At 40.9% G+C, this 18,432-nt stretch carries 19 protein-coding genes; 16 read left to right on the top strand and 3 right to left on the bottom strand.

From position 1 onward, the window contains the following. Positions 1–54: 54 nt before the first annotated feature. Entirely contained in the window at positions 55–1,050 is a 996-nt protein-coding gene (locus tag IGI69_RS10405) for a phosphoglycerate dehydrogenase (RefSeq protein WP_438741528.1), read from the bottom strand. Positions 1,051–1,076: 26 nt separating this feature from the next. Continuing rightward, entirely contained in the window at positions 1,077–1,886 is an 810-nt protein-coding gene (locus IGI69_RS10400) for a DUF1189 domain-containing protein (protein WP_005236906.1), read from the bottom strand. Between the two features lie 132 nt (positions 1,887–2,018). Between IGI69_RS10400 and IGI69_RS10395 the strand changes: the two genes are divergently transcribed. From IGI69_RS10395 to IGI69_RS10345, 11 genes are all read left to right on the top strand, one after another. Beyond that, positions 2,019–2,462, top strand: coding sequence for a GtrA family protein (locus tag IGI69_RS10395; protein ID WP_034872204.1), 444 nt, complete (start codon positions 2,019–2,021; stop codon positions 2,460–2,462). Positions 2,463–2,538: 76 nt separating this feature from the next. Further along, positions 2,539–3,144: a superoxide dismutase gene (locus IGI69_RS10390; protein WP_060792203.1), complete on the top strand. Its 606-nt coding sequence runs from the start codon at positions 2,539–2,541 to the stop codon at positions 3,142–3,144. Positions 3,145–3,285: 141 nt separating this feature from the next. Continuing rightward, a complete protein-coding gene (locus tag IGI69_RS10385; RefSeq protein ID WP_005229578.1) occupies positions 3,286–3,486 on the top strand; it encodes a cold-shock protein in 201 nt (66 codons plus the stop codon). A gap of 254 nt (positions 3,487–3,740) precedes the next feature. Next, positions 3,741–4,766, top strand: a complete 1,026-nt coding sequence (locus IGI69_RS10380; RefSeq protein ID WP_074535133.1) for an LCP family glycopolymer transferase — start codon at positions 3,741–3,743, stop codon at positions 4,764–4,766. A 407-nt stretch (positions 4,767–5,173) separates the two neighbouring features. Further along, complete coding sequence (locus IGI69_RS10375; RefSeq protein ID WP_005229581.1) at positions 5,174–7,294, top strand: peptidoglycan D,D-transpeptidase FtsI family protein; 2,121 nt, start codon at positions 5,174–5,176, stop codon at positions 7,292–7,294. A gap of 188 nt (positions 7,295–7,482) precedes the next feature. Continuing rightward, positions 7,483–7,764: a hypothetical protein gene (locus IGI69_RS10370; RefSeq protein ID WP_015510017.1), complete on the top strand. Its 282-nt coding sequence runs from the start codon at positions 7,483–7,485 to the stop codon at positions 7,762–7,764. 3 nt (positions 7,765–7,767) lie between these two features. After that, positions 7,768–9,804 (top strand): cation:proton antiporter, encoded by a 2,037-nt coding sequence (locus IGI69_RS10365; protein WP_005229585.1) that lies wholly within the window; start codon positions 7,768–7,770, stop codon positions 9,802–9,804. 202 nt (positions 9,805–10,006) lie between these two features. Beyond that, complete coding sequence (locus IGI69_RS10360; protein WP_438740757.1) at positions 10,007–11,914, top strand: ABC-F family ATP-binding cassette domain-containing protein; 1,908 nt, start codon at positions 10,007–10,009, stop codon at positions 11,912–11,914. A 16-nt stretch (positions 11,915–11,930) separates the two neighbouring features. Further along, positions 11,931–12,878 carry a thymidylate synthase gene (locus IGI69_RS10355; RefSeq protein WP_074933007.1) on the top strand — a complete coding sequence of 316 codons (948 nt, stop codon included), beginning with the start codon at positions 11,931–11,933 and terminating at the stop codon, positions 12,876–12,878. A gap of 44 nt (positions 12,879–12,922) precedes the next feature. Then, positions 12,923–13,669, top strand: a complete 747-nt coding sequence (locus tag IGI69_RS10350) for a hypothetical protein (RefSeq protein ID WP_438740755.1) — start codon at positions 12,923–12,925, stop codon at positions 13,667–13,669. A gap of 5 nt (positions 13,670–13,674) precedes the next feature. After that, complete coding sequence (locus IGI69_RS10345) at positions 13,675–14,163, top strand: dihydrofolate reductase (protein ID WP_438740753.1); 489 nt, start codon at positions 13,675–13,677, stop codon at positions 14,161–14,163. Between the two features lie 63 nt (positions 14,164–14,226). Here IGI69_RS10345 and trhA read toward each other — a convergent pair whose 3' ends face one another. Beyond that, a complete protein-coding gene (trhA, locus tag IGI69_RS10340; RefSeq protein WP_438740751.1) occupies positions 14,227–14,880 on the bottom strand; it encodes a PAQR family membrane homeostasis protein TrhA in 654 nt (217 codons plus the stop codon). Between the two features lie 126 nt (positions 14,881–15,006). Here trhA and IGI69_RS10335 point away from each other — a divergent pair, with 126 nt between their 5' ends. The 5 genes from IGI69_RS10335 (at position 15,007) to IGI69_RS10315 (ending at position 18,430) form a co-directional block, all read left to right on the top strand. Next, positions 15,007–15,849: a DegV family protein gene (locus IGI69_RS10335; protein ID WP_026008095.1), complete on the top strand. Its 843-nt coding sequence runs from the start codon at positions 15,007–15,009 to the stop codon at positions 15,847–15,849. A 212-nt stretch (positions 15,850–16,061) separates the two neighbouring features. Beyond that, positions 16,062–17,048: an SGNH/GDSL hydrolase family protein gene (locus IGI69_RS10330; protein WP_438740749.1), complete on the top strand. Its 987-nt coding sequence runs from the start codon at positions 16,062–16,064 to the stop codon at positions 17,046–17,048. After that, positions 17,045–17,695 (top strand): YpmS family protein, encoded by a 651-nt coding sequence (locus IGI69_RS10325; RefSeq protein ID WP_005229598.1) that lies wholly within the window; start codon positions 17,045–17,047, stop codon positions 17,693–17,695. The genes IGI69_RS10330 and IGI69_RS10325 overlap by 4 nt, the downstream gene beginning before the upstream one ends. Then, positions 17,695–18,216, top strand: a complete 522-nt coding sequence (gene msrA / locus IGI69_RS10320) for a peptide-methionine (S)-S-oxide reductase MsrA (protein WP_005229599.1) — start codon at positions 17,695–17,697, stop codon at positions 18,214–18,216. Before IGI69_RS10325 ends, msrA begins: the two co-directional genes overlap by 1 nt. Then, on the top strand, positions 18,209–18,430 hold the full coding sequence (locus IGI69_RS10315; RefSeq protein WP_005229600.1) for a YozE family protein: 222 nt from the start codon (positions 18,209–18,211) through the stop codon (positions 18,428–18,430). Before msrA ends, IGI69_RS10315 begins: the two co-directional genes overlap by 8 nt. Positions 18,431–18,432: the final 2 nt, after the last annotated feature.

The following is an 18,432-nucleotide window of genomic DNA, read 5'->3' as shown; positions in this document are numbered from 1 at the left end:
TACAATTTGAAGGGGTTGCCTTCAACTGTACACTTTTTTTTCGGAAAGAATTTGTTAGTATCCCTTATCCAAGTTTATCTCATTTTTAACAAGTTCTTGTTTTGTTAAAAATTGTTGGAAATTCGCTAAGAAAATATCCATAAATGCCTTTTGAAAATGGGGCGTGTGTCCTGAGATATGAGGAGTAATCAACAGGTTTTCGGTATGCCATAGCGGATCATTTTCTGGTAGAGGTTCCTCTTCAAAAACATCTAGTGCGGCAAATGCCAGCTGCTTTTTCTCTAAAGCCTCTGTTAATGCGGCAGTATCCACGCTAGGACCGCGACCGACATTATAAAATGAAGCGGAAGGCTTCATTTGTGCAAAGAAGGCTTCCTCATACAAATGTGTGGTTTCTTCTGTCAGTGGAAGAATATTGATGATGCAATCGGCGGTTTTTGCGCAAGCGCGTAAGTCAGATAACGCAAACGTTTTTTCAAAACCCGCCACCTCATGGCCGCTTGTATTAATGCCAATCGGATGTACACCAAAAAAGGTTAATGCTTTGGCTAATCTTTGGCCGATTTGTCCCGTACCAACGATCAAAATCTCTTGATCAGATAGCTTTGCATAAGGAATCGTATCCGGTGACCATTGCTGTTTTCTCTGTTGCTGAATTGCTTGGAAAATCCCGCGGTTTTCCATAAATAGTAGAGCCAACAAATGGTCTGTGATCGATTCGGCATGGATGCCGCTGCCATTAGATAAGCGAATATTGTATTTCGCAAACTCTTTTAATGGTAAGGTGTCTACGCCAGCTGAAATCGCTTGGACCCATTTCAAATTTGTTTTCTCCGTTAGCAGGTAGTCCTTCCATTCCGACTTCCAACCAATGGTGATTTCTACTTGTGACCAATCAATTGCTTGGTCCTTTGTGTACACAAGAAATTGATAGTCTTTTTCGATTTGTTTCACATATGTGTCGCGAAACTCTCGAGTGGCTAAGATTATTTTTTTCATTGCCAAGCCTCCTTTTAACTTAAGTGTAGCAAAGAATGAGAAAAAAACCATGTTCAAGGAATTGAACATGGCCTAGATTAGGTTTTAAACTGAATTTTTGGAGAATGTTTGACCCCTTGTGTGAATAAGAATAAAGAACCAAACAAAATAAAGGTGGTTGCATCGAAGGAAGGCAATAGTAGTTGTACGATTACACTAATAAGCGTAGGCAATGCAGCACTTACGATCAGAATCTTTAAATTTTCAAAGAAAGTATAGGAGAATCGTTTTAATCTTGTATAGATCGTTGCAATAAAGGTCCCCATCACTAAGGTGATCAGCAAGCTGACAAATGATGGATACAATGCAACAAAAAAGACAATGAGTTTGATTAGCCATGGAATTGCTTGGTTTGATAGCGCTTCTCGAATCGCCTGACCGTTAAGATTGCGCAGCGCAGGCTCACTGTAATCAAATTCTAATTGATTAGAATCTAACATTGACGTCGATAAGCCAGAAGAGGGGATACGGATGACCAGCTGATCTTTTAACAAGCCAACAGCGATGACAGAGCCAGTAACATCAGATGCAATATCTGCTGGCGTACGGTTGCCATCTGGATCGAAAGTAAAGATGATCGAATCGGTTTGATAAATGAAACCTTGCGTATCCGGCGCTGTAGCAAGCTGCCCATTTTCGATCGTAAAATCTGGAATCGATTCTCCAATTTTTTGTCCGTCTGCTTGCACATCGCGAAAGACACCTAATACATTGATGGTCATCGGTACCGCGATAAGCACGGAGGCGCTTAATAGAAAAACGATTACTTTGGAAAATTCTGCTTTTTTGACAAATTTTAAATCAGGTATTCGGAAAAAAGCAATTTTAAATAGTTGGACGATAGTCATTTGCTGATGAACTCCTTTGTGGTATAACTAGAGTAATTGTAACGAAGGGTTCTTTGAATTACAAGGAATTCACAAAAAAAGAACCAATAATCGAATGAATGAATAAATAAAGAAATGAAAGTAGGCAAAAGAATGCAAAAGTACAACGAATACAAGCAGTTCTTGCAGCAAAAAAAGTTGTGGGAGCCGATTACGTATTTATTTTTTGGTGGATTAACGACTGTAGTCAACATTGTCGTCTATCTCATTTTTCGTGAAGGATTTGGTCTTTATTACCAGACAGCGAATGTGATTTCATGGATTGCTTCTGTTTTGTTCGCCTACTTTACAAATAAGTTATGGGTTTTTGAAGCAAAAACCGAGACAAAGCAAGAGTCATGGGCGGCATTTGGGAAGTTCATTTTCTTTCGTGTCTTATCATTAGGCTTAGATATGCTTTGTATGTATCTATTTATTTCAATTTTGGCAACCGGCGATCTTGTTGCCAAGCTGGTCACCCAAGTCGTTGTTGTTTTGGCAAATTATGTATTTAGTAAATTTTTGATTTTCAATACGAAAAAAAGTGAGAAAAAGTAAGCATATTTTTTGAACAAAGTCTGATAGTCTGATAATGTTACTTATGTAAACATTATCATTGAGGAGGATTTTTTTTATGACTTACACATTACCAGATTTACCTTACGCATACGATGCATTGGAACCATATATTGATGAAGAAACGATGCATTTGCATCATGATAAACACCACAACACTTATGTAACAAACTTAAATGCAGCGATTGAAAAACATCCTGAATTAGGTGAAAAAACAGTTGAAGAATTATTAGCAGACTTTTCTTCTGTACCTGAAGATATTCAAACAGCGGTTCGCAACAATGGCGGCGGCCATGCTAACCACACGTTCTTCTGGGAAATCTTAGGCCCAAATGCTGGTGGCGAACCTACTGGGGCAATCAAAGAGGCAATTGAAGAAACATTCGGCAGCTTTGAAGACTTTAAAGAAGAATTTAAAACTGCTGCAACTGGACGTTTTGGTTCAGGTTGGGCATGGTTAGTCGTTAAAGACGGTAAACTAGCAATCACTTCAACAGCGAATCAAGATTCACCATTGATGGATGGTCAAACACCTGTTTTAGGTTTAGATGTTTGGGAACATGCGTATTACTTAAAATATAAAAATGTTCGTCCAGAGTACATCAATGCTTTCTGGAGTGTTGTTAACTGGGATAAAGTGAACGAATATTTCGCAAAAGCTTAATCAAACTATTAGGAAGAAGCCTGTCTAAGGGCTTCTTTTTTGTTGATGGAAAGAAATTTCGTTATTGCTAACGCTTACATATTCCGCTATAATGAAATCGACGGAATCGTCGGATTATAATTATTGGAGGCTTTACACACTATGGAACATGGGAAAGTAAAATGGTTCAACAACGAAAAAGGGTTTGGTTTTATTACAGTTGATGGTGGCGATGATGTATTTGTTCACTTCTCTGCCATTCAAGGAGATGGTTTTAAATCGCTTGAAGAAGGACAAGAAGTTGAATTTACGATCGTTGAAGGTGCCCGCGGACCGCAGGCAGCGGAAGTAACCAAAGTCTAATTACTTAATTACAGAATCGACTGAAAACCTTGCAGCTAAGCAAGGTTTTTTTCGTCCTAGCTAGTTTCTGGCAAAACCATGAAGGAAAAGAATGAGAAAATTATTTCTTTCCTTCAAGTGAGGGATACTTTCGTTTTGTTTCATTTACATTACATTTTTATTAAAACAAAAGTTTTATAACAAATGAGATTGCTGTATGATATAAATTATGCGAAAATTTAGTCGATTGTTATTTTTATCGGACGAGGTGCAAGATGCGAAAATATCAAAGAATAGTAATAGGAACATTAGGGATTTTAGTCCTGGGAATTATCGGATTAACTGTGTACGGCTTGCAAGTTTATAAAGATACAAGTTCAACTTTTGAACATATTTCTAAACCAGTAGATCGAAAAACAAAAAGGCGTTCAGAAACTGTCAACATTGAAAAAAGAGAACCTTTTTCCATCTTGTTACTAGGAATTGATACCGGAGCTTTAGGAAGGACCGAACAAGGCCGTTCAGACAGCATGATGGTTGTTACAGTAAATCCAGAAAAAAAGCAATCTACGATTGTTAGCTTGGATAGGGATATATTTACTCAAATCGTCGGGTATGGAACGCTAGATAAGTTAAATCACGCATATGCTTTTGGCGGAGAAGCCATGGCAATGGATTCTGTGGAAAATCTTTTGGATATACCGATTGATCATTATGTGACAATCAACATGCAAGGCCTGAGAGATTTGATTGATGCAGTTGGTGGGATCAAAGTAACGAATGATATCGACTTTACGCTAGAGGGGGTTCATGTTCCAAAAGGAAAAATCACTTTAAATGGGAAAACTGGTCTAGCTTATGCACGCATGCGTAAAGAAGACCCAGAAGGAGATATTGGTCGGCAGAAAAGACAACGTGAGGTCGTAACAAAAATTCTAAAAAAAATAATGAGTTTGGACGGAGTCAATAATTATCAGAAAATATTAAAAGCAGTTGAGAAAAATTCAAAGACGGATCTGACATGGGACGATATGCTGGATATCGGAAAAAACTATTTACCGGCTTTTACGACGATTCATCAAGAGCAGCTGCAAGGGGAAGGGCAAATGTTGAATGATGTCTACTATCAGCTTTTAGGGGTCAATCAGCTCTTACACATGCAAAATACACTCAGAGAACAACTGGCCCTCCCTCCAAACAATCAGCTTTCACAAGGAGATGAACATACGCAAGGCTATGTGAACTATCAGTTCTATGATGACAGTGCAGTGTTTTCCGATGGTGAGGATGCGAGTGAATAAAACCATATAGCTGTCTTTCGATCATTTGAGGGTGTGTCGCTTTACACATTTCCTTCAACTGTTTGATAGGATAGCGGAATCGATACATGGGCAACTGCTTGTGTGTCGATTTTTCGTTTATATGAAAGATCCCATCGCTTCAATCGATCTAGTTTTCCACAAAAACTGAAATGTATATCTTGTTTCACGAAATCAACAAATGAAAAAACAGAAGAAAGCTTAAAAAAACAATTTTTTCATGAAAGAGTGAAAATGAAACAATCTATCTGTGAAACATTCAGGCAGATATCGTTGAGTTTTTATAGTTTTTTCTAAGGATTAATGGATATTTTTTGTTTTTTCTGTTTCAGATCGAATTTTTTGGTAAAATAGGACAGTAGTCATTATAGATTGGAAGGATAGATGAGATGAAGAATTTGAAAGATAAAGTTGTCCAAGGGATACGTAAGGGGCCAGAAGAACCAAAGGCCAAATCGTATCGCAAATCTCATGTTCCATTTCGATTGAACTTTTTGTTTTTTATTATTTTTGCTTTGTTTGTATCATTGATTGTCCAATTAGGCTATCTACAGATCGTCAATGGCGACAATATTGAGCAGCAATTGAAAGCTTCATCTGTAGTGGAAGTAAAAGGAAGTGCCCCTCGGGGGATGATTTACGATGCTTCTGGGAAAGCTTTAGTGGAAAATCAAGCCAATGCAGCAATCACTTTTACCCGGGGAAACAAAATGACCGCTCAAGATCTTTTAGAAACGGCCAAAAAATTGAGCGAGTTGATCGAAATGCCAGTCGACAAAAACTTGTCTGATCGAGATCTTAAGGACTTTTGGTTGGCAGATGAAGACAATCTTGAAAAAGCAACTGAACGATTGAGTGATGAAGAGCGTTCTTTAGGTACTTCTGAACAATATACGGCAACCGTTGAGAAAGTGACCGAGGAAGAAATCAATTTCTCCGATGCCGAGTTAGAAGCAGCCACGATTTTCAAGAGGATGAACAGCGCACAATCCTTGAGTACGGTCTTTATAAAGACGTCGGATGTGTCTGACCAAGAATTGGCAGTTGTTGCTGAAAACATGGTCGATTTACCAGGAATCTCCACCGGGACCGATTGGACACGAAAGATCGTTGAAGGAAGTTCTCTGGCTAGTTTGATCGGAACGGTGACTAGTGAAGAACAAGGAATACCTGAAGAAGTTCTAGACGAATTCTTAGAAAAAGGTTACGCACGTAATGATCGCGTTGGCCGTAGTTATTTGGAACAACAATATGAAGAAGTTTTACAAGGAACAAAATCCATCTCTGAAATATCGCTTGACAACAACAACAATATTGAAAGTCAAAAAGAAACCTTTGCAGGTGCAAAGGGGGATAATCTGGTTTTAACACTCGATGCTGAATTTCAAGCGAAAGTTGACAAGATTTTGCAAGACAATTTTCAAAAACTGATTGATTCTGGTGCTGCAGAGTATTCCCCAGGGGTATACGCAGTGGCGTTAAATCCGAAAACCGGCGGTGTCCTTTCCATGTCCGGGTATCATCATGACACGGGATCAAATGAAATGCAGGAAAATGCCATTGGTACCTTTATTAATTCCTTTGTACCAGGGTCCGTCGTCAAAGCAGGAACCTTGGCTGCCGGTTGGGAAAACGGCGTCTTAAACGGCAACGAAGTGCTGCTGGATCAACCAATCAGAATCGGCTCCGATGTAAAAGCTTCTATTTTCAACCCAACTGGGGCAAATAATCGCAATCTTTCTGCGGAGCAGTCATTGGAAGTTTCTTCTAACTCCTATATGATGCAAGTCGCTTTACGTTTGATGGGCATCAATTATCAGTCAGGCATCTCGATTCCAACAGTGGATCGTCAAGGGGATGTCTACGAAAAACTCCGTTCCTCTTTTGCCTCTTTTGGTATGGGAACTGAAACAGGGATCGATTTACCAGGAGAAGCAACTGGTATCAGCACATCCATTGAGAACATGGACCCTGTCAGTGATGGCGGAAAGATCCTCGACTTAGCATTCGGCCAGTTTGATACTTATACGACACTGCAACTGGCACAATATGCAGCAACTGTTGCTAATGGTGGCAAAAGATTGCAGCCTCACATCGTTGACGGAATCTACGACAATGATGAAACAGGCGGACTAGGTTCGCTGATTGAGGACATCGAACCAACGGTATTGAACGAGGTTGGTTTATCAGATGCGCAAATGCAAATTATCCAAAATGGCTTTTACGATGCGGTTCATGGAACGGATGCTTGGGCAACTGCCAAAGGCTTGGCTTCTGCGAAAATGGAAGTCTCTGCCAAAACAGGTACTGCCGAAACACCCATCGTGGATAGTAATGGCAATACCATCAGCTTAGTTAACTTAAACATCGTTGCCTACGGGCCAAGCAGTGATGCGGATATTGCGATTGCGATCGTGATGCCTCAATTAAAAGGAGACACCGATACGCATCCCAATATTCAAATCGCGAAAGAGATCATGGATGCTTATTACGACTTGTATATGAAATAAACAAAAAATCGCAGTGAAAGCTGCGGTTTTTTTAGTTTATAAGAATGCGGATAGAAAACCATCTTTTAGTGAGAAAGACTTGCTATTTTTGAATGATTGGCTTAGAATACTAGCGGTCAAGAGATAATTTTGATTTATACGATAAATAAAAAGATAAACTGATAATAAAAGGGGCCCAAAGCACAATCATGAACAAGGAATGTTTAAGTAAACAAGAACTGATGAAACAGTTGGGACAATTTACACCAGCTGAAAAAAAAGAGATTCGTGAGTACTTGCAACGGAAAAATCCATTGCTTTTTCGTAAATTTGAGCGAATGAAACACGATCTTTACCGATTGGAATCACGGCGTGTCCAATGCGAAATTGAAAATAACGAAAAGGAGTTAGGTCTTCTAAACGATAAGATCCTTTTGAAAAAAGAAGATTTTCTTGAGCTGTTATTAGCTATTCGAAAGAAAAGAGGGTAATGGATGGAATTTATTGAACTCGTCATTATCATTGCAATTCTCGTCACGTTATCAAATGTGGCGAGCAAAATATTACCCTCGGTACCGATCTTTTTTATTCAAATCATCTTAGGGATTTTACTAGGTTTAACAGAAATGGGACAGGAAATCGCTTTTGAACCGGAAATGTTTTTAGTAATGATCATTGGACCATTGCTGTTTCGTGAAGGAGAACGAGCAGATGTACCTGAAATCCTCAAAAACAGCAAGATCGTGTTGTTTTTGGCTTTTGGCGGCGTTTTAATGACACTGTTTGCTGTCGGCGGAACGCTCCATTGGTTGATGCCCACGATTCCTCTGGCTGCTTGTTTCGCTTTTGGTGCTGCGTTAGGACCAACTGATGCAGTGGCAGTCTCCTCATTAGCAAAACGTTTGAAAATTTCCAAAAACATTATGCACATTCTGGAAGGCGAGGGCTTACTGAACGATGCTTCAGGGGTTACCGCATTGCAGTTTGCTATCGTAGCTTTGACCACCGGGAGCTTTTCAGCAGCCAACGCAGGGTTCCAGCTCCTATTCTCTAGTATCGGCGGCGGGCTTGTCGGTTACTTGATCGTGTGGCTGAAACGTCGAATCTTGCGCTTTATTGAAAAAATCTCGGCACAAGACGTCACAGTATACTTATTGATCGAACTGCTCTTGCCATTTGCTGCCTATTTGCTGGCCGAAATGATCGGGGTCTCAGGGATCATCGCAGCCGTTGTGGCAGGTGTAGCCCAAGCCCAAAGAAAACGACGGATCTCGTTGTTTGATGCAGAGCTAGCGAACATTTCAGAAAGTACTTGGTCGACCATTGTCTTTACATTGAATGCATTGGTGTTTCTTTTTCTAGGAATCGAGTTGTCACAAGTATTTTCACCAATCTGGGAGAGCAATAATTATGCAAACTGGCATCTAGTGATTACGATTTTGGTGATCACGGCGGTGATCTTCCTTGTTCGTTTTCTCTTTTTGTTGTTTTACTATTGGTTTTTACAGTCAAAAAAACAAGTATCAATGAATCAAGTCGCCTTGTTGACTTTTGGCGGAGTCAAGGGAACAGTCAGTTTGGCAGCCATCTTTATTTTGCCTGTGATGGTGCATGATGCACCCTTTCATGAAAGAGGCTTGCTTCTGTTTTTGACCGCTTGTGTGATCTTACTGACATTGATCATCAGCGTGATGGTCTTGCCATACTTGGCAGATGGGGAAGCTGCCGAAAGCGTCGACTTCAATCACTTGCTGATCTTAGAAGACGTCATCGAACAATTGGAAGCAGAAGAAAAGCAAGAACTCTCGGATAAAGGCCGTTTAGCGATCGATGCTGTCATCAATTCCTATGAAAATCGGCGCTGGGAGTTGTATCGCAATAGTTTGACTGATTCAGAAAAACAAGAAATCCAAGAAATTCAAGGATTGATCCTATCGATCGAACAAGACGGCTTGGATGAAGCGTATCGAAATGGGAAAGTCAGCTTAAATGGCTACCGTTTTTATTCACGGTTTATTTCTCAGCAACAGCATTCCCTCGCAAAACAAATTCTCTCATTCTTTAGTTTTTGGCTCTTCTTTATTCAGCGATTTATCCGTATTTTGATTCATCCTCGCTTGTTTTTACAGCGACAGCAGCAGCTAAAAGCTGCCTTGAAGCAACGAGACATTTCTGAAGTACAAAAAATTTACTTAAAGAACAGTGAATATATTTTTCATAGTTTGAGCAATTTAGAAGATGTCTATGATTCCTCGCTGATCAATTTTTTTATTCGTCAACGAGAAATGAGCATCAAACGATTTGAACACAGCAATTTCATTGAAACGATCATGATCGAGCAAGACCCGATTTTTGTTAAGAAAGTCCTTTGGGGCTATTACCTTGAGCGCAAAACGATCGATGAATATGAAGTGGCTGAGAAAATCTCAACGATTTCGGCAAATGAATACCGACGCAATGTCAATCTGTTAGAATCGTATGCGATGTCTCGAGCAGAAGAACAGCCGAAACAGCGAATGTTTCGCCGATAATACGTCTCAAGAGGCGCACAACTTAAGGCACGTTTTATGGAGTGTCTTCGTCAGGTTATTCCTAAACGATGATCAACATCGATGATCAGAAGGAGTAGACTGACGAAGGCATTCTTTTTTACAAAAATTGATTTTTTTCTCTCATCGTTTCCGCTGATGAAATGTGGTACAATGAGCGAAGAAAAAACTCAGGAGGGATTCTGTGAAAGAATTAAAAGTAAGTGAATTAACCAAAACATATGGTGAAAAAACACTGTTTGATCAGCTTTCTTTTCTGATACATGAAAAAGATCGAATCGGTTTGATCGGTGTCAATGGCACGGGTAAATCGAGTTTGTTACGGATCTTGGCCGGTTTGGATCGCGGAGATGGCGATCGCCAAATGGTATTTGCCGCCCAAGATTATCGCATCGGTTTCTTGACTCAAGATAATCAGTTACGAGAAGAATTATCTGTTGTAGATGCTGTTTTTCAAGGCACCAGTCCGCTGATTCGCGTTGTTCGTGACTATGAAAAAGCGCTGATTGCCTTAGAGAATAATGGCTTGGATCAACAAACGCAACGGAATTATCAGTTGGCAGAAGAAGCGATGAATAAAGCCGATGCTTGGAATACAGATACAACTGCCAAGATCATTTTACAAAAACTTGGGATCAATGAGTTAGAAAAAAAAGTCAGTGAATTATCTGGAGGTCAAAAGAAACGAGTGGCTATGGCTCAAGTATTGATCGATGAACCAGACTTGTTGTTATTGGATGAACCGACTAACCACTTAGATTATGATGCGATCCAATGGTTGGAAGGCTATCTAAAAAATTATCGGGGTGCATTATTGATGGTGACCCACGATCGCTACTTTTTGGATCGAGTCGTTAATCGGATCTTTGAATTGTCTTTTGGCAAGCTGCATGAATATCAGGGCAATTACGAGACGTATCTTCATGCTCGAGCAGAAAGAGAACGTGTGGAGGAGACGCAAGAAGACAAGCGCAAGCAGTTGTACAAACATGAGTTGGCTTGGATTCGCACTGGAGCGAAGGCCCGTACAACGAAACAACAGGCACGGATCGATCGTTTCGATGATTTAAAAGAAAACCTACATCAAGTAAAACGAAACGGCGAAGTGGCCATTGATGTTGCTACGACACGCTTAGGCAAACAAGTCTTAGAGCTAAAAGATGCAAGTTTCAAGATTGAAAACAAAACGATTTTGTCTCACTTTGATTTGTTGATTCAATCAAGAGAACGCTTAGGGATCACAGGAGAAAACGGTGCGGGCAAATCGACGTTGCTCAATATTTTAGCTGGTCGCCTGCCTTTAGAAGAAGGGGAGCGTACGATGGGCGTGACTGTGAAAATAGCTTATTATACGCAAACGATTGAAGCGATGAACCCTGATCAGCGAATGATTGCTTATTTGCAAGAAGCAGCCGAGGAAGTGCAAAAAGTGGATGGCTCCCAAGTCAGTGTCGCAGAAATGCTGGAACAGTTTTTGTTTCCGCGATCCATGCATGGCACCAAGATCGGCAAGCTGTCTGGCGGGGAAAAACGACGACTATTTTTACTCAAGCTATTGATTGGACAGCCAAATGTTCTCTTGTTAGATGAACCGACTAACGATTTGGATATTGATACCTTGACGATTTTGGAAAGTTATTTGGAAACATTTCCAGGTGCAGTCATCACTGTTTCCCATGACCGCTACTTTTTAGATAAAGTTGCCCAAAAATTGCTGATCTTCGAAGGAAATGGCAGGATTACGTCCTACTTTGGTTCCATCAATGAATATCTAGCAGCCAACACCAATAAAGCTAGTTCGAGTGTACTAGAGGCAAAAGAAACAAAAACCGATTCACTTTCTGCTGAAAGTGAGGCGTCTGCTGCAGCGCCTGTCAAAAAGAAACTGAGTTATATGGAACAAAAAGAGTGGGCGACGATTGAAGATGATATCGCGGCATTAGAAGAAAAAGCAGCCGCTTTGACCGAAGAAATGAATCATCAAGGCGCGGACTTTACTAAGCTGCAAAAATTACAGCAAGAAATCAGCGAAGTTGAAACGCAACTGGCAGAAAAAATGGATCGCTGGGAATATTTGAGCGAATTTGTATAGAGTAAAGGAGAGAACGATGGAACAAGCATATTTAGATCTAGGAAGAAAAATATTAGCAGAAGGCAATGATAAAAGTGATCGTACAGGAACGGGAACACGCAGTGTCTTTGGTCATCAAATGCGTTTTGATCTGTCCCAAGGCTTTCCTTTGCTGACAACAAAAAGAGTTCCTTTTGGCTTGATCAAAAGCGAATTACTGTGGTTTCTAAAGGGAGATACCAATATCCGCTACCTGTTGGAACATAATAACCACATTTGGGATGAATGGGCGTTTGAACGCTATATTAAAAGTGAGGCTTATACAGGTCCTGATATGACAGACTTTGGTCGCCGTTCATTAGTGGATGAAGCTTTCAATGAACAGTATCAACATGAGTTGAAACTATTTTGTGAAAAAATCTTAGCCGATGATGCTTTCGCTGAAACTTTCGGCGATTTGGGCCATGTATATGGGTATCAATGGCGGCATTGGGAAAAAAGTACGGGCGGGTTTATCGATCAAATCAAAGAAGTGATCGACATGATCAAAACGACGCCGGATTCTCGCCGTCTGATCGTCTCCGCATGGAATCCTGAAGATGTACCGACGATGGCGTTGCCACCTTGTCACACAATGTTTCAATTTTATGTTCATGAGGGTCGCTTAAGCTGTCAGCTGTATCAACGCAGTGCCGATGTCTTTTTAGGCGTTCCCTTCAATATTGCTAGTTATGCGCTATTAACGCACCTGATTGCTCATGAAACTGGACTAGAAGTCGGGGATTTTGTCCATACATTAGGCGATGCTCATCTGTACAGCAATCATATGGAACAGATGAAGGAACAGTTGACTCGTTCGGTACGTCCGGCGCCAACCTTACAGTTAAATCCTGAAAAACAGTCGATTTTTGATTTTGAAATGGAAGATATTACCTTGGCAGGGTATGATCCGCATCCAACGATCAAAGCACCGATCGCAGTTTAAGTGGTTGTTTGGGTTTCATTTCATAAAGAAAGGAATGAGGCGTAATGGTAAATACCCACAAGCGAGGCTTTGCGGCGACCTTTCATCAGAGACATGCTGGATCGATTAATGCATCGCTCATTGAGCAAGTCATCGATTTCTTGCATCAGCACTATGATGCAGTTTGGCTATCCGTATCCGAAGAAACAGTGCCAGAGCTAAAGGAAGCCATTCGATCAAATCAGCAGTGTACTGCCATTTTTATACCAGCAAAAGGAGCAGCGGATGCCCGCAGAAGGCTTGTTTTTGCTGCCCAGCACCACCTGCCAGCTTTGGATTCGCTGCATATTTGTGATTTTGATCGCGTGGTGACGTGGATGAAGACCTATCCAGAAGAACTAGTGGCTATAAGCAAAAAGCCTTTACCTGCGAATACGTATTGTATCCTAGGACGAACTGCAAGGGCATTTGCGAGTCATCCGCAAACGTGGCAAAGAACGGAGCGCTTGATCAACGAGATCGCTGCTGACTTCTTTCAAATAGAAGAAGTTGATATCGCAGCTGGCAGTGCTCTCTTTCCAATCTCCCTGTTACCGACCTTGCTGAAAAACAACAACGCGCATTTAAACGATGGGGAATGGCCGCGAAATGTCCAAAGAAGCGGCGGCACAATTGTTTACCAAGCCTGTGATGGCTTGCGCTTTGAGGAGCGCAACAAAGATCCATTTGAGCATGAATCAGCTTTTCAGCTGATGCAGCGGCTGCAGGTTGCTGCTATTATTTCGGAATCATTTTATACAGAAGGGATGTAATTTTTATGTTGATCGCACTTTGGGCACAAGATCAAAAAGGGTTGATCGGAGCGGATGGCACACTGCCGTGGCATTTGCCGAATGATTTGAAATTTTTTAAAGAGCAAACCATCAATAATACGATTATAATGGGGCGCAAAACCTTTGAAGGCATGGGAAAAAGATTACTGCCACAGCGTACGACGATCGTTTTGACGAGTGATCGGGATTATCAAGCCAACGGCGCCTTAGTGATGCATGACCGTGAGGAAATTTTGGCGTATGTGAAGCAGCAAGAGCATCCCGTTTTTTTAACTGGTGGAGCAGGTGTTTTTGAAGCGATGATTGACGATTGCGAACAATTGTACCGTACAGTGATCGCTGCGGAATTTAACGGAGATGTGTATTTCCCAGAGATTGATTGGACGCAATGGAAACTTGATCATGTGATCGATGGGATCGTCGATGAAAAGAACCATTATCCCCATCAATTTGAATTTTATCATAGAAAATAAAAGAACAGGAAGCTTTCTGCAGCGAAAGTTTCCTGTTCTTTTTTTGTAAGCAGTGCTTCATTTTTAGGTATACAACAAGACGGAAAAGTACATCAGTCCAGCACCTAACATAACGAATAAGTGCCAAACCACATGCATGAACCGAACGGATTTTAAACTATAGAATAGCGCACCTACAGTATAAGAAACACCACCGCTTGCTAGTAAAAATGTTCCCCAGTAGCCTAAATGTTCGATCAGAGGTTTAAAGGCAATAACACATAACCAGCCCATGATGATGTAGATCAGGGTGGAGATTTTTGAGACGGTCTCTCTTTTATGAAGAGTCAGTGACTTATAAACGATGCCGCTAATTGCTAGTAGCCAAATCAAGACAAAGAGTGACCAGCCAAGCCAGCCTTGGATACTAAGCAAGCAAAAAGGTGTATAACTTCCAGCGATCAGCAAGAAAATGGAGGCATGATCAAAGACTTGGAAGACCTTTTTTGCTTTGGTAAAAATCAAACTGTGAAATAAGGTAGAAAAGAGGAAGAGCAAAATCATCATCGACCCATAAATGGCATAGGAAACGATGTGGATAGGTGACCCTAGATTTGCCCCCTTGATTAAGAGGATGACCAGTCCTGCGATACTCAGTCCTAATCCGATCCCGTGGGTTACTGCATTTAATACTTCATTGACGATCAAATATCTGCGACTAAACTTCATGTGCTGCATTCGGCACCGTCCTTTCGAATCGAAATTAGATGAAAAAAAATTTTCTCTCTGTTATACTTAGTATAAATGGTCTGTGGTTATTTTACCACGAAAAAAGACTTGATTTAAAGAGAGAGTGAATATATGATGGCAAATCTTAAAATTGTGACAGATTCTTCCAGTACGATGGAACCAAGTGTCCGTGATGCTTTGGCTATCCATGTCGTGCCTTTATCTGTAATGATCGATGGTGTCGTTTATCCAGATGATGAAACGCTGCCGGGAGAAAAATTTATGCAAATGATGGCGCAAGCCAAAGAATTACCTAAAACTAGTCAGCCGCCGATTGGTCATTTTGTAGAACTGTATGACGAATTAGGCAAAGATGGCAGTGAAATACTATCGATCCATATGACCAAAGGTCTTAGTGGAACTGTGGAAGCGGCTCGTCAAGCCAGTCATTTATCAAAAGCCAAAGTCACCGTGATCGATAGCGACACGACAGACCAAGCGTTGGCTTTTCAAGTGATTCGGGCAGCAGAATTGGCTAAAGCCGGTAAGACACTAGAAGAAGTTTTACCAGAAGTGGATCTGGTGCGTGAGCATACGAAATTATTTATCGGCGTTTCAACGTTAGAAAACTTAGTAAAAGGTGGGCGCATCAGTCGCGCCAAAGGTCTTTTATCGAGCTTACTGAACATGAAAGTGATCATGGATTTTGATCATTCAGAACTGATTCCAGTCGTCAAAGGACGCGGCGTCAAGACGTTCAATAAATGGTTTGAGGAATTAAAAGCAGAATTGAAGAATATGCCAAAAGTGACGAAAATTGGTATTTCTCATGCAGAAGGGTTAGAAATCACGGAACGTTTCCAAAAAGAACTAGCAGAATTGTTTCCTGACTTGGAGATCCCATTGCTTCACACAACACCGATCATCGCCACTCATACAGGTAGAGGTGCGTTTGCGATCACTTACAGTACGGAATAAAAAAGGTGCTTCCTTTCAGCGATTCGTTTGACGACGAATCGCTTTTTGGTGTATGAAAAGCTGAAAGGAAGAAAAAGCAGAATGAAGCTGCGATTCTTTGTCTATTCAGAGAGTAGGGAGCTGTTTTCTTTCTTAAGTTTGAAGGATTGCGACTAGGAATTTTATGAGAATTTTGTTAAAATAGCAAAGATTACAAAGGAGTTTGAATACCTGTGAAATGGAAGAAATTAGTAACTTATTTGATCGTTGTGGGACTGATAGCCGTTGGAACGGGTGTACTGTTTCATTTAGCTGTTCCCAAAGCGCAACCACTGCTGACCCCTGTGGATAAGCTAGCAGCCAATGATTCGAAAAAATCCGCCATTGAATACCTCGCACTTGGGGATTCATTGACAGAGGGTGTTGGGGATGAAACAGCTCGGGGCGGCTTTGTGCCTATTTTGGCAGGAGATCTAGAGGACCGCTATGATCTGAGCAATTTAGTAACCAAAAATTATGGGGTCGCTGGTGAACGAAGCGACCAGATTTTAAAACGAGTCAAAAATGATGAAGACTTGCGCCAAGACCTTAGTCAAGCGGACCTGATTACTTTGACCGTCGGCGGAAATGACGTCTTAAAAGTGATCCAAAGCAATTTCTTCGGTCTGAGTATCGAGACGTTTACGGAACCGATGGCAGAATATAATGAACGCTTAAAAGATTTATTCGCTCAAATCCGTGAACTAAATAACGATGCCCCAATCTATGTTTTGGGTATTTACAATCCATTTTATCTGAACTTTCCAGAGATCACCGACATGCAGACGATCATTGATAACTGGAATAAACAGACGGAAACGTTCGTCAATCAGCAAGAAAATGCCTTTTTTATTCCTATCAACGATTTGCTCTATAAAGGGTTAAGTGATGAGGTCGGTATTGCGGATACAGAAGAAGACGCAACTGAGGAAACAACACAAACAACCGACACTGGAAGTTTACCTGAGTCATCGGCGCCAAATGCTGATGAGACACAAAGCAGCACGTCGGCGACTACCGACTCATCGCAAGCTGTCGGGAATAATATCACCAACAATGTTTTGTATGAAGGCGACCGCTTCCATCCCAATAATCTTGGGTATCAACTGATGGCGAATGCCGTTCGCGATGAAGTGATCAAAACACAAAACTATTGGTTGCTAGAGGAGGAAGCAAAATGAAACCAAGCGAATCAAAGAAGCAGCTGGAAAAAACAGCTGCAAGCACTAAAAAATCGATCAACTACTGGAAAATTGCTTTTCTAGTTCTGGTCGGCATCCTTTTGGGGACAACGGTTTTCTTTGCTTCAAGAATTTTTCAGCAGCGAGAAACTGGCTTAAATGAAAGTGCTGAACTTGTTCAACGGGAGGGCAGTCCTGTTCTGACCGTTAACAGCAACAAAAGCCAAGTCAATCAATTGATTGATTTTTATCTATCTGATTTTCAAAAGGATCAAGAGGTAAAATATAATTTTGAGCTGAGAAACGAAGCACTCTTAACAGGCGAGTTTCAAGTATTAGGGTTTCCTATCACGTTTTATCTCTATTTTGATCCTTATGTGACAGAAGAAGGCAATGTCCAATTAAAAGCCAAAAGTTTATCGATTGGCACCTTGGATTTGCCCACCAGTGAAGTAATGAAAATGATCAAACGTAGTTTTAAATTTCCCGAATGGATCGATGTCAATGCCGATGAACAAATTATACTGATACGATTGGATCAATTCCGCATGCAAAACGGATTGTTCATCAAGGCAAACAAAATCAATCTTGTAGATGATGAAATTCAAATGAGCTTATATTTACCAGCTGAAACGGAGGATGAATAATGGAACGAGCAATTTTTGCAGGTGGGTGTTTCTGGTGTATGATCCAGCCCTTTGATGAACTCGAAGGGGTGCATTCGATTTTTTCTGGCTATACCGCAGGACATACCGAAAATCCAACCTATGAAGAAGTCAAAAGCCATCAAACAGGGCATACTGAAGCAGTAGAAATCATTTTCGACCCAGAAAAAATCAGTTTTGAAGAGCTCTTGACGATTTATTGGCAGCAAACAGATCCAACGGATGCTTTTGGCCAATTTGAAGATCGCGGCGACAATTATCGTCCGGTTATCTTCTATTTTAACGAAGAGCAGCGAAAAAAAGCCGAAGCCAGCAAAGCAGCACTTCAGGCTTCCGGTCGCTTTACCGATCCGATCGTGACTACGATCGAACCAGCGCAACCCTTTTATTTAGCGGAAGAAGAACATCAAGAGTACTACAAAAAGAATCCTGAAAATTTTGCTCGCAATCATGCCCGTCGAGCAGCCTTTTTAGAAGATCATTGGGAGCAAGAACATGCGTAAAAGTTTTTATAGCTATTTAATGGCAGTCAAAGGTCCGAGTCATACAGATGAGGCTCAGATCTTTGCCACTCATGCGAGTCATGATATTCAGTTTCCAAAGCACAGTGATGATTATGATGAAGTCTCTTCTTATCTGGAACTAAACGTTGATTATTTGCCATCCATGGATATTTTTGATCGTATCTGGGCAGAGTATCTCGAAAATAACAAATAAAA

It is taken from the genome of Enterococcus sp. DIV1083b (genome assembly GCF_051713705.1).
Taxonomy (GTDB): Bacteria; Bacillota; Bacilli; order Lactobacillales; family Enterococcaceae; genus Enterococcus_D; species Enterococcus_D casseliflavus.
This window is presented reverse-complemented; position numbering and strand designations above follow the sequence as displayed.

Bases quoted from the DNA above. Each gene is read 5' to 3' on its own strand.
- IGI69_RS10405 (WP_438741528.1), bottom strand. From the start codon at position 1,050: ATGGTTTTTTTCTCATTCTTTGCTACACTTAAGTTAAAAGGAGGCTTG.
- IGI69_RS10400 (WP_005236906.1), bottom strand. From the start codon at position 1,886: ATGACTATCGTCCAACTATTTAAAATTGCTTTTTTCCGAATACCTGAT.
- IGI69_RS10395 (WP_034872204.1), top strand. From the start codon at position 2,019: ATGCAAAAGTACAACGAATACAAGCAGTTCTTGCAGCAAAAAAAGTTG.
- IGI69_RS10390 (WP_060792203.1), top strand. From the start codon at position 2,539: ATGACTTACACATTACCAGATTTACCTTACGCATACGATGCATTGGAA.
- IGI69_RS10385 (WP_005229578.1), top strand. From the start codon at position 3,286: ATGGAACATGGGAAAGTAAAATGGTTCAACAACGAAAAAGGGTTTGGT.
- IGI69_RS10380 (WP_074535133.1), top strand. From the start codon at position 3,741: ATGCGAAAATATCAAAGAATAGTAATAGGAACATTAGGGATTTTAGTC.
- IGI69_RS10375 (WP_005229581.1), top strand. From the start codon at position 5,174: ATGAAGAATTTGAAAGATAAAGTTGTCCAAGGGATACGTAAGGGGCCA.
- IGI69_RS10370 (WP_015510017.1), top strand. From the start codon at position 7,483: ATGAACAAGGAATGTTTAAGTAAACAAGAACTGATGAAACAGTTGGGA.
- IGI69_RS10365 (WP_005229585.1), top strand. From the start codon at position 7,768: ATGGAATTTATTGAACTCGTCATTATCATTGCAATTCTCGTCACGTTA.
- IGI69_RS10355 (WP_074933007.1), top strand. From the start codon at position 11,931: ATGGAACAAGCATATTTAGATCTAGGAAGAAAAATATTAGCAGAAGGC.
- IGI69_RS10350 (WP_438740755.1), top strand. From the start codon at position 12,923: ATGGTAAATACCCACAAGCGAGGCTTTGCGGCGACCTTTCATCAGAGA.
- IGI69_RS10345 (WP_438740753.1), top strand. From the start codon at position 13,675: ATGTTGATCGCACTTTGGGCACAAGATCAAAAAGGGTTGATCGGAGCG.
- trhA (WP_438740751.1), bottom strand. From the start codon at position 14,880: ATGCAGCACATGAAGTTTAGTCGCAGATATTTGATCGTCAATGAAGTA.
- IGI69_RS10335 (WP_026008095.1), top strand. From the start codon at position 15,007: ATGGCAAATCTTAAAATTGTGACAGATTCTTCCAGTACGATGGAACCA.
- IGI69_RS10325 (WP_005229598.1), top strand. From the start codon at position 17,045: ATGAAACCAAGCGAATCAAAGAAGCAGCTGGAAAAAACAGCTGCAAGC.
- msrA (WP_005229599.1), top strand. From the start codon at position 17,695: ATGGAACGAGCAATTTTTGCAGGTGGGTGTTTCTGGTGTATGATCCAG.
- IGI69_RS10315 (WP_005229600.1), top strand. From the start codon at position 18,209: ATGCGTAAAAGTTTTTATAGCTATTTAATGGCAGTCAAAGGTCCGAGT.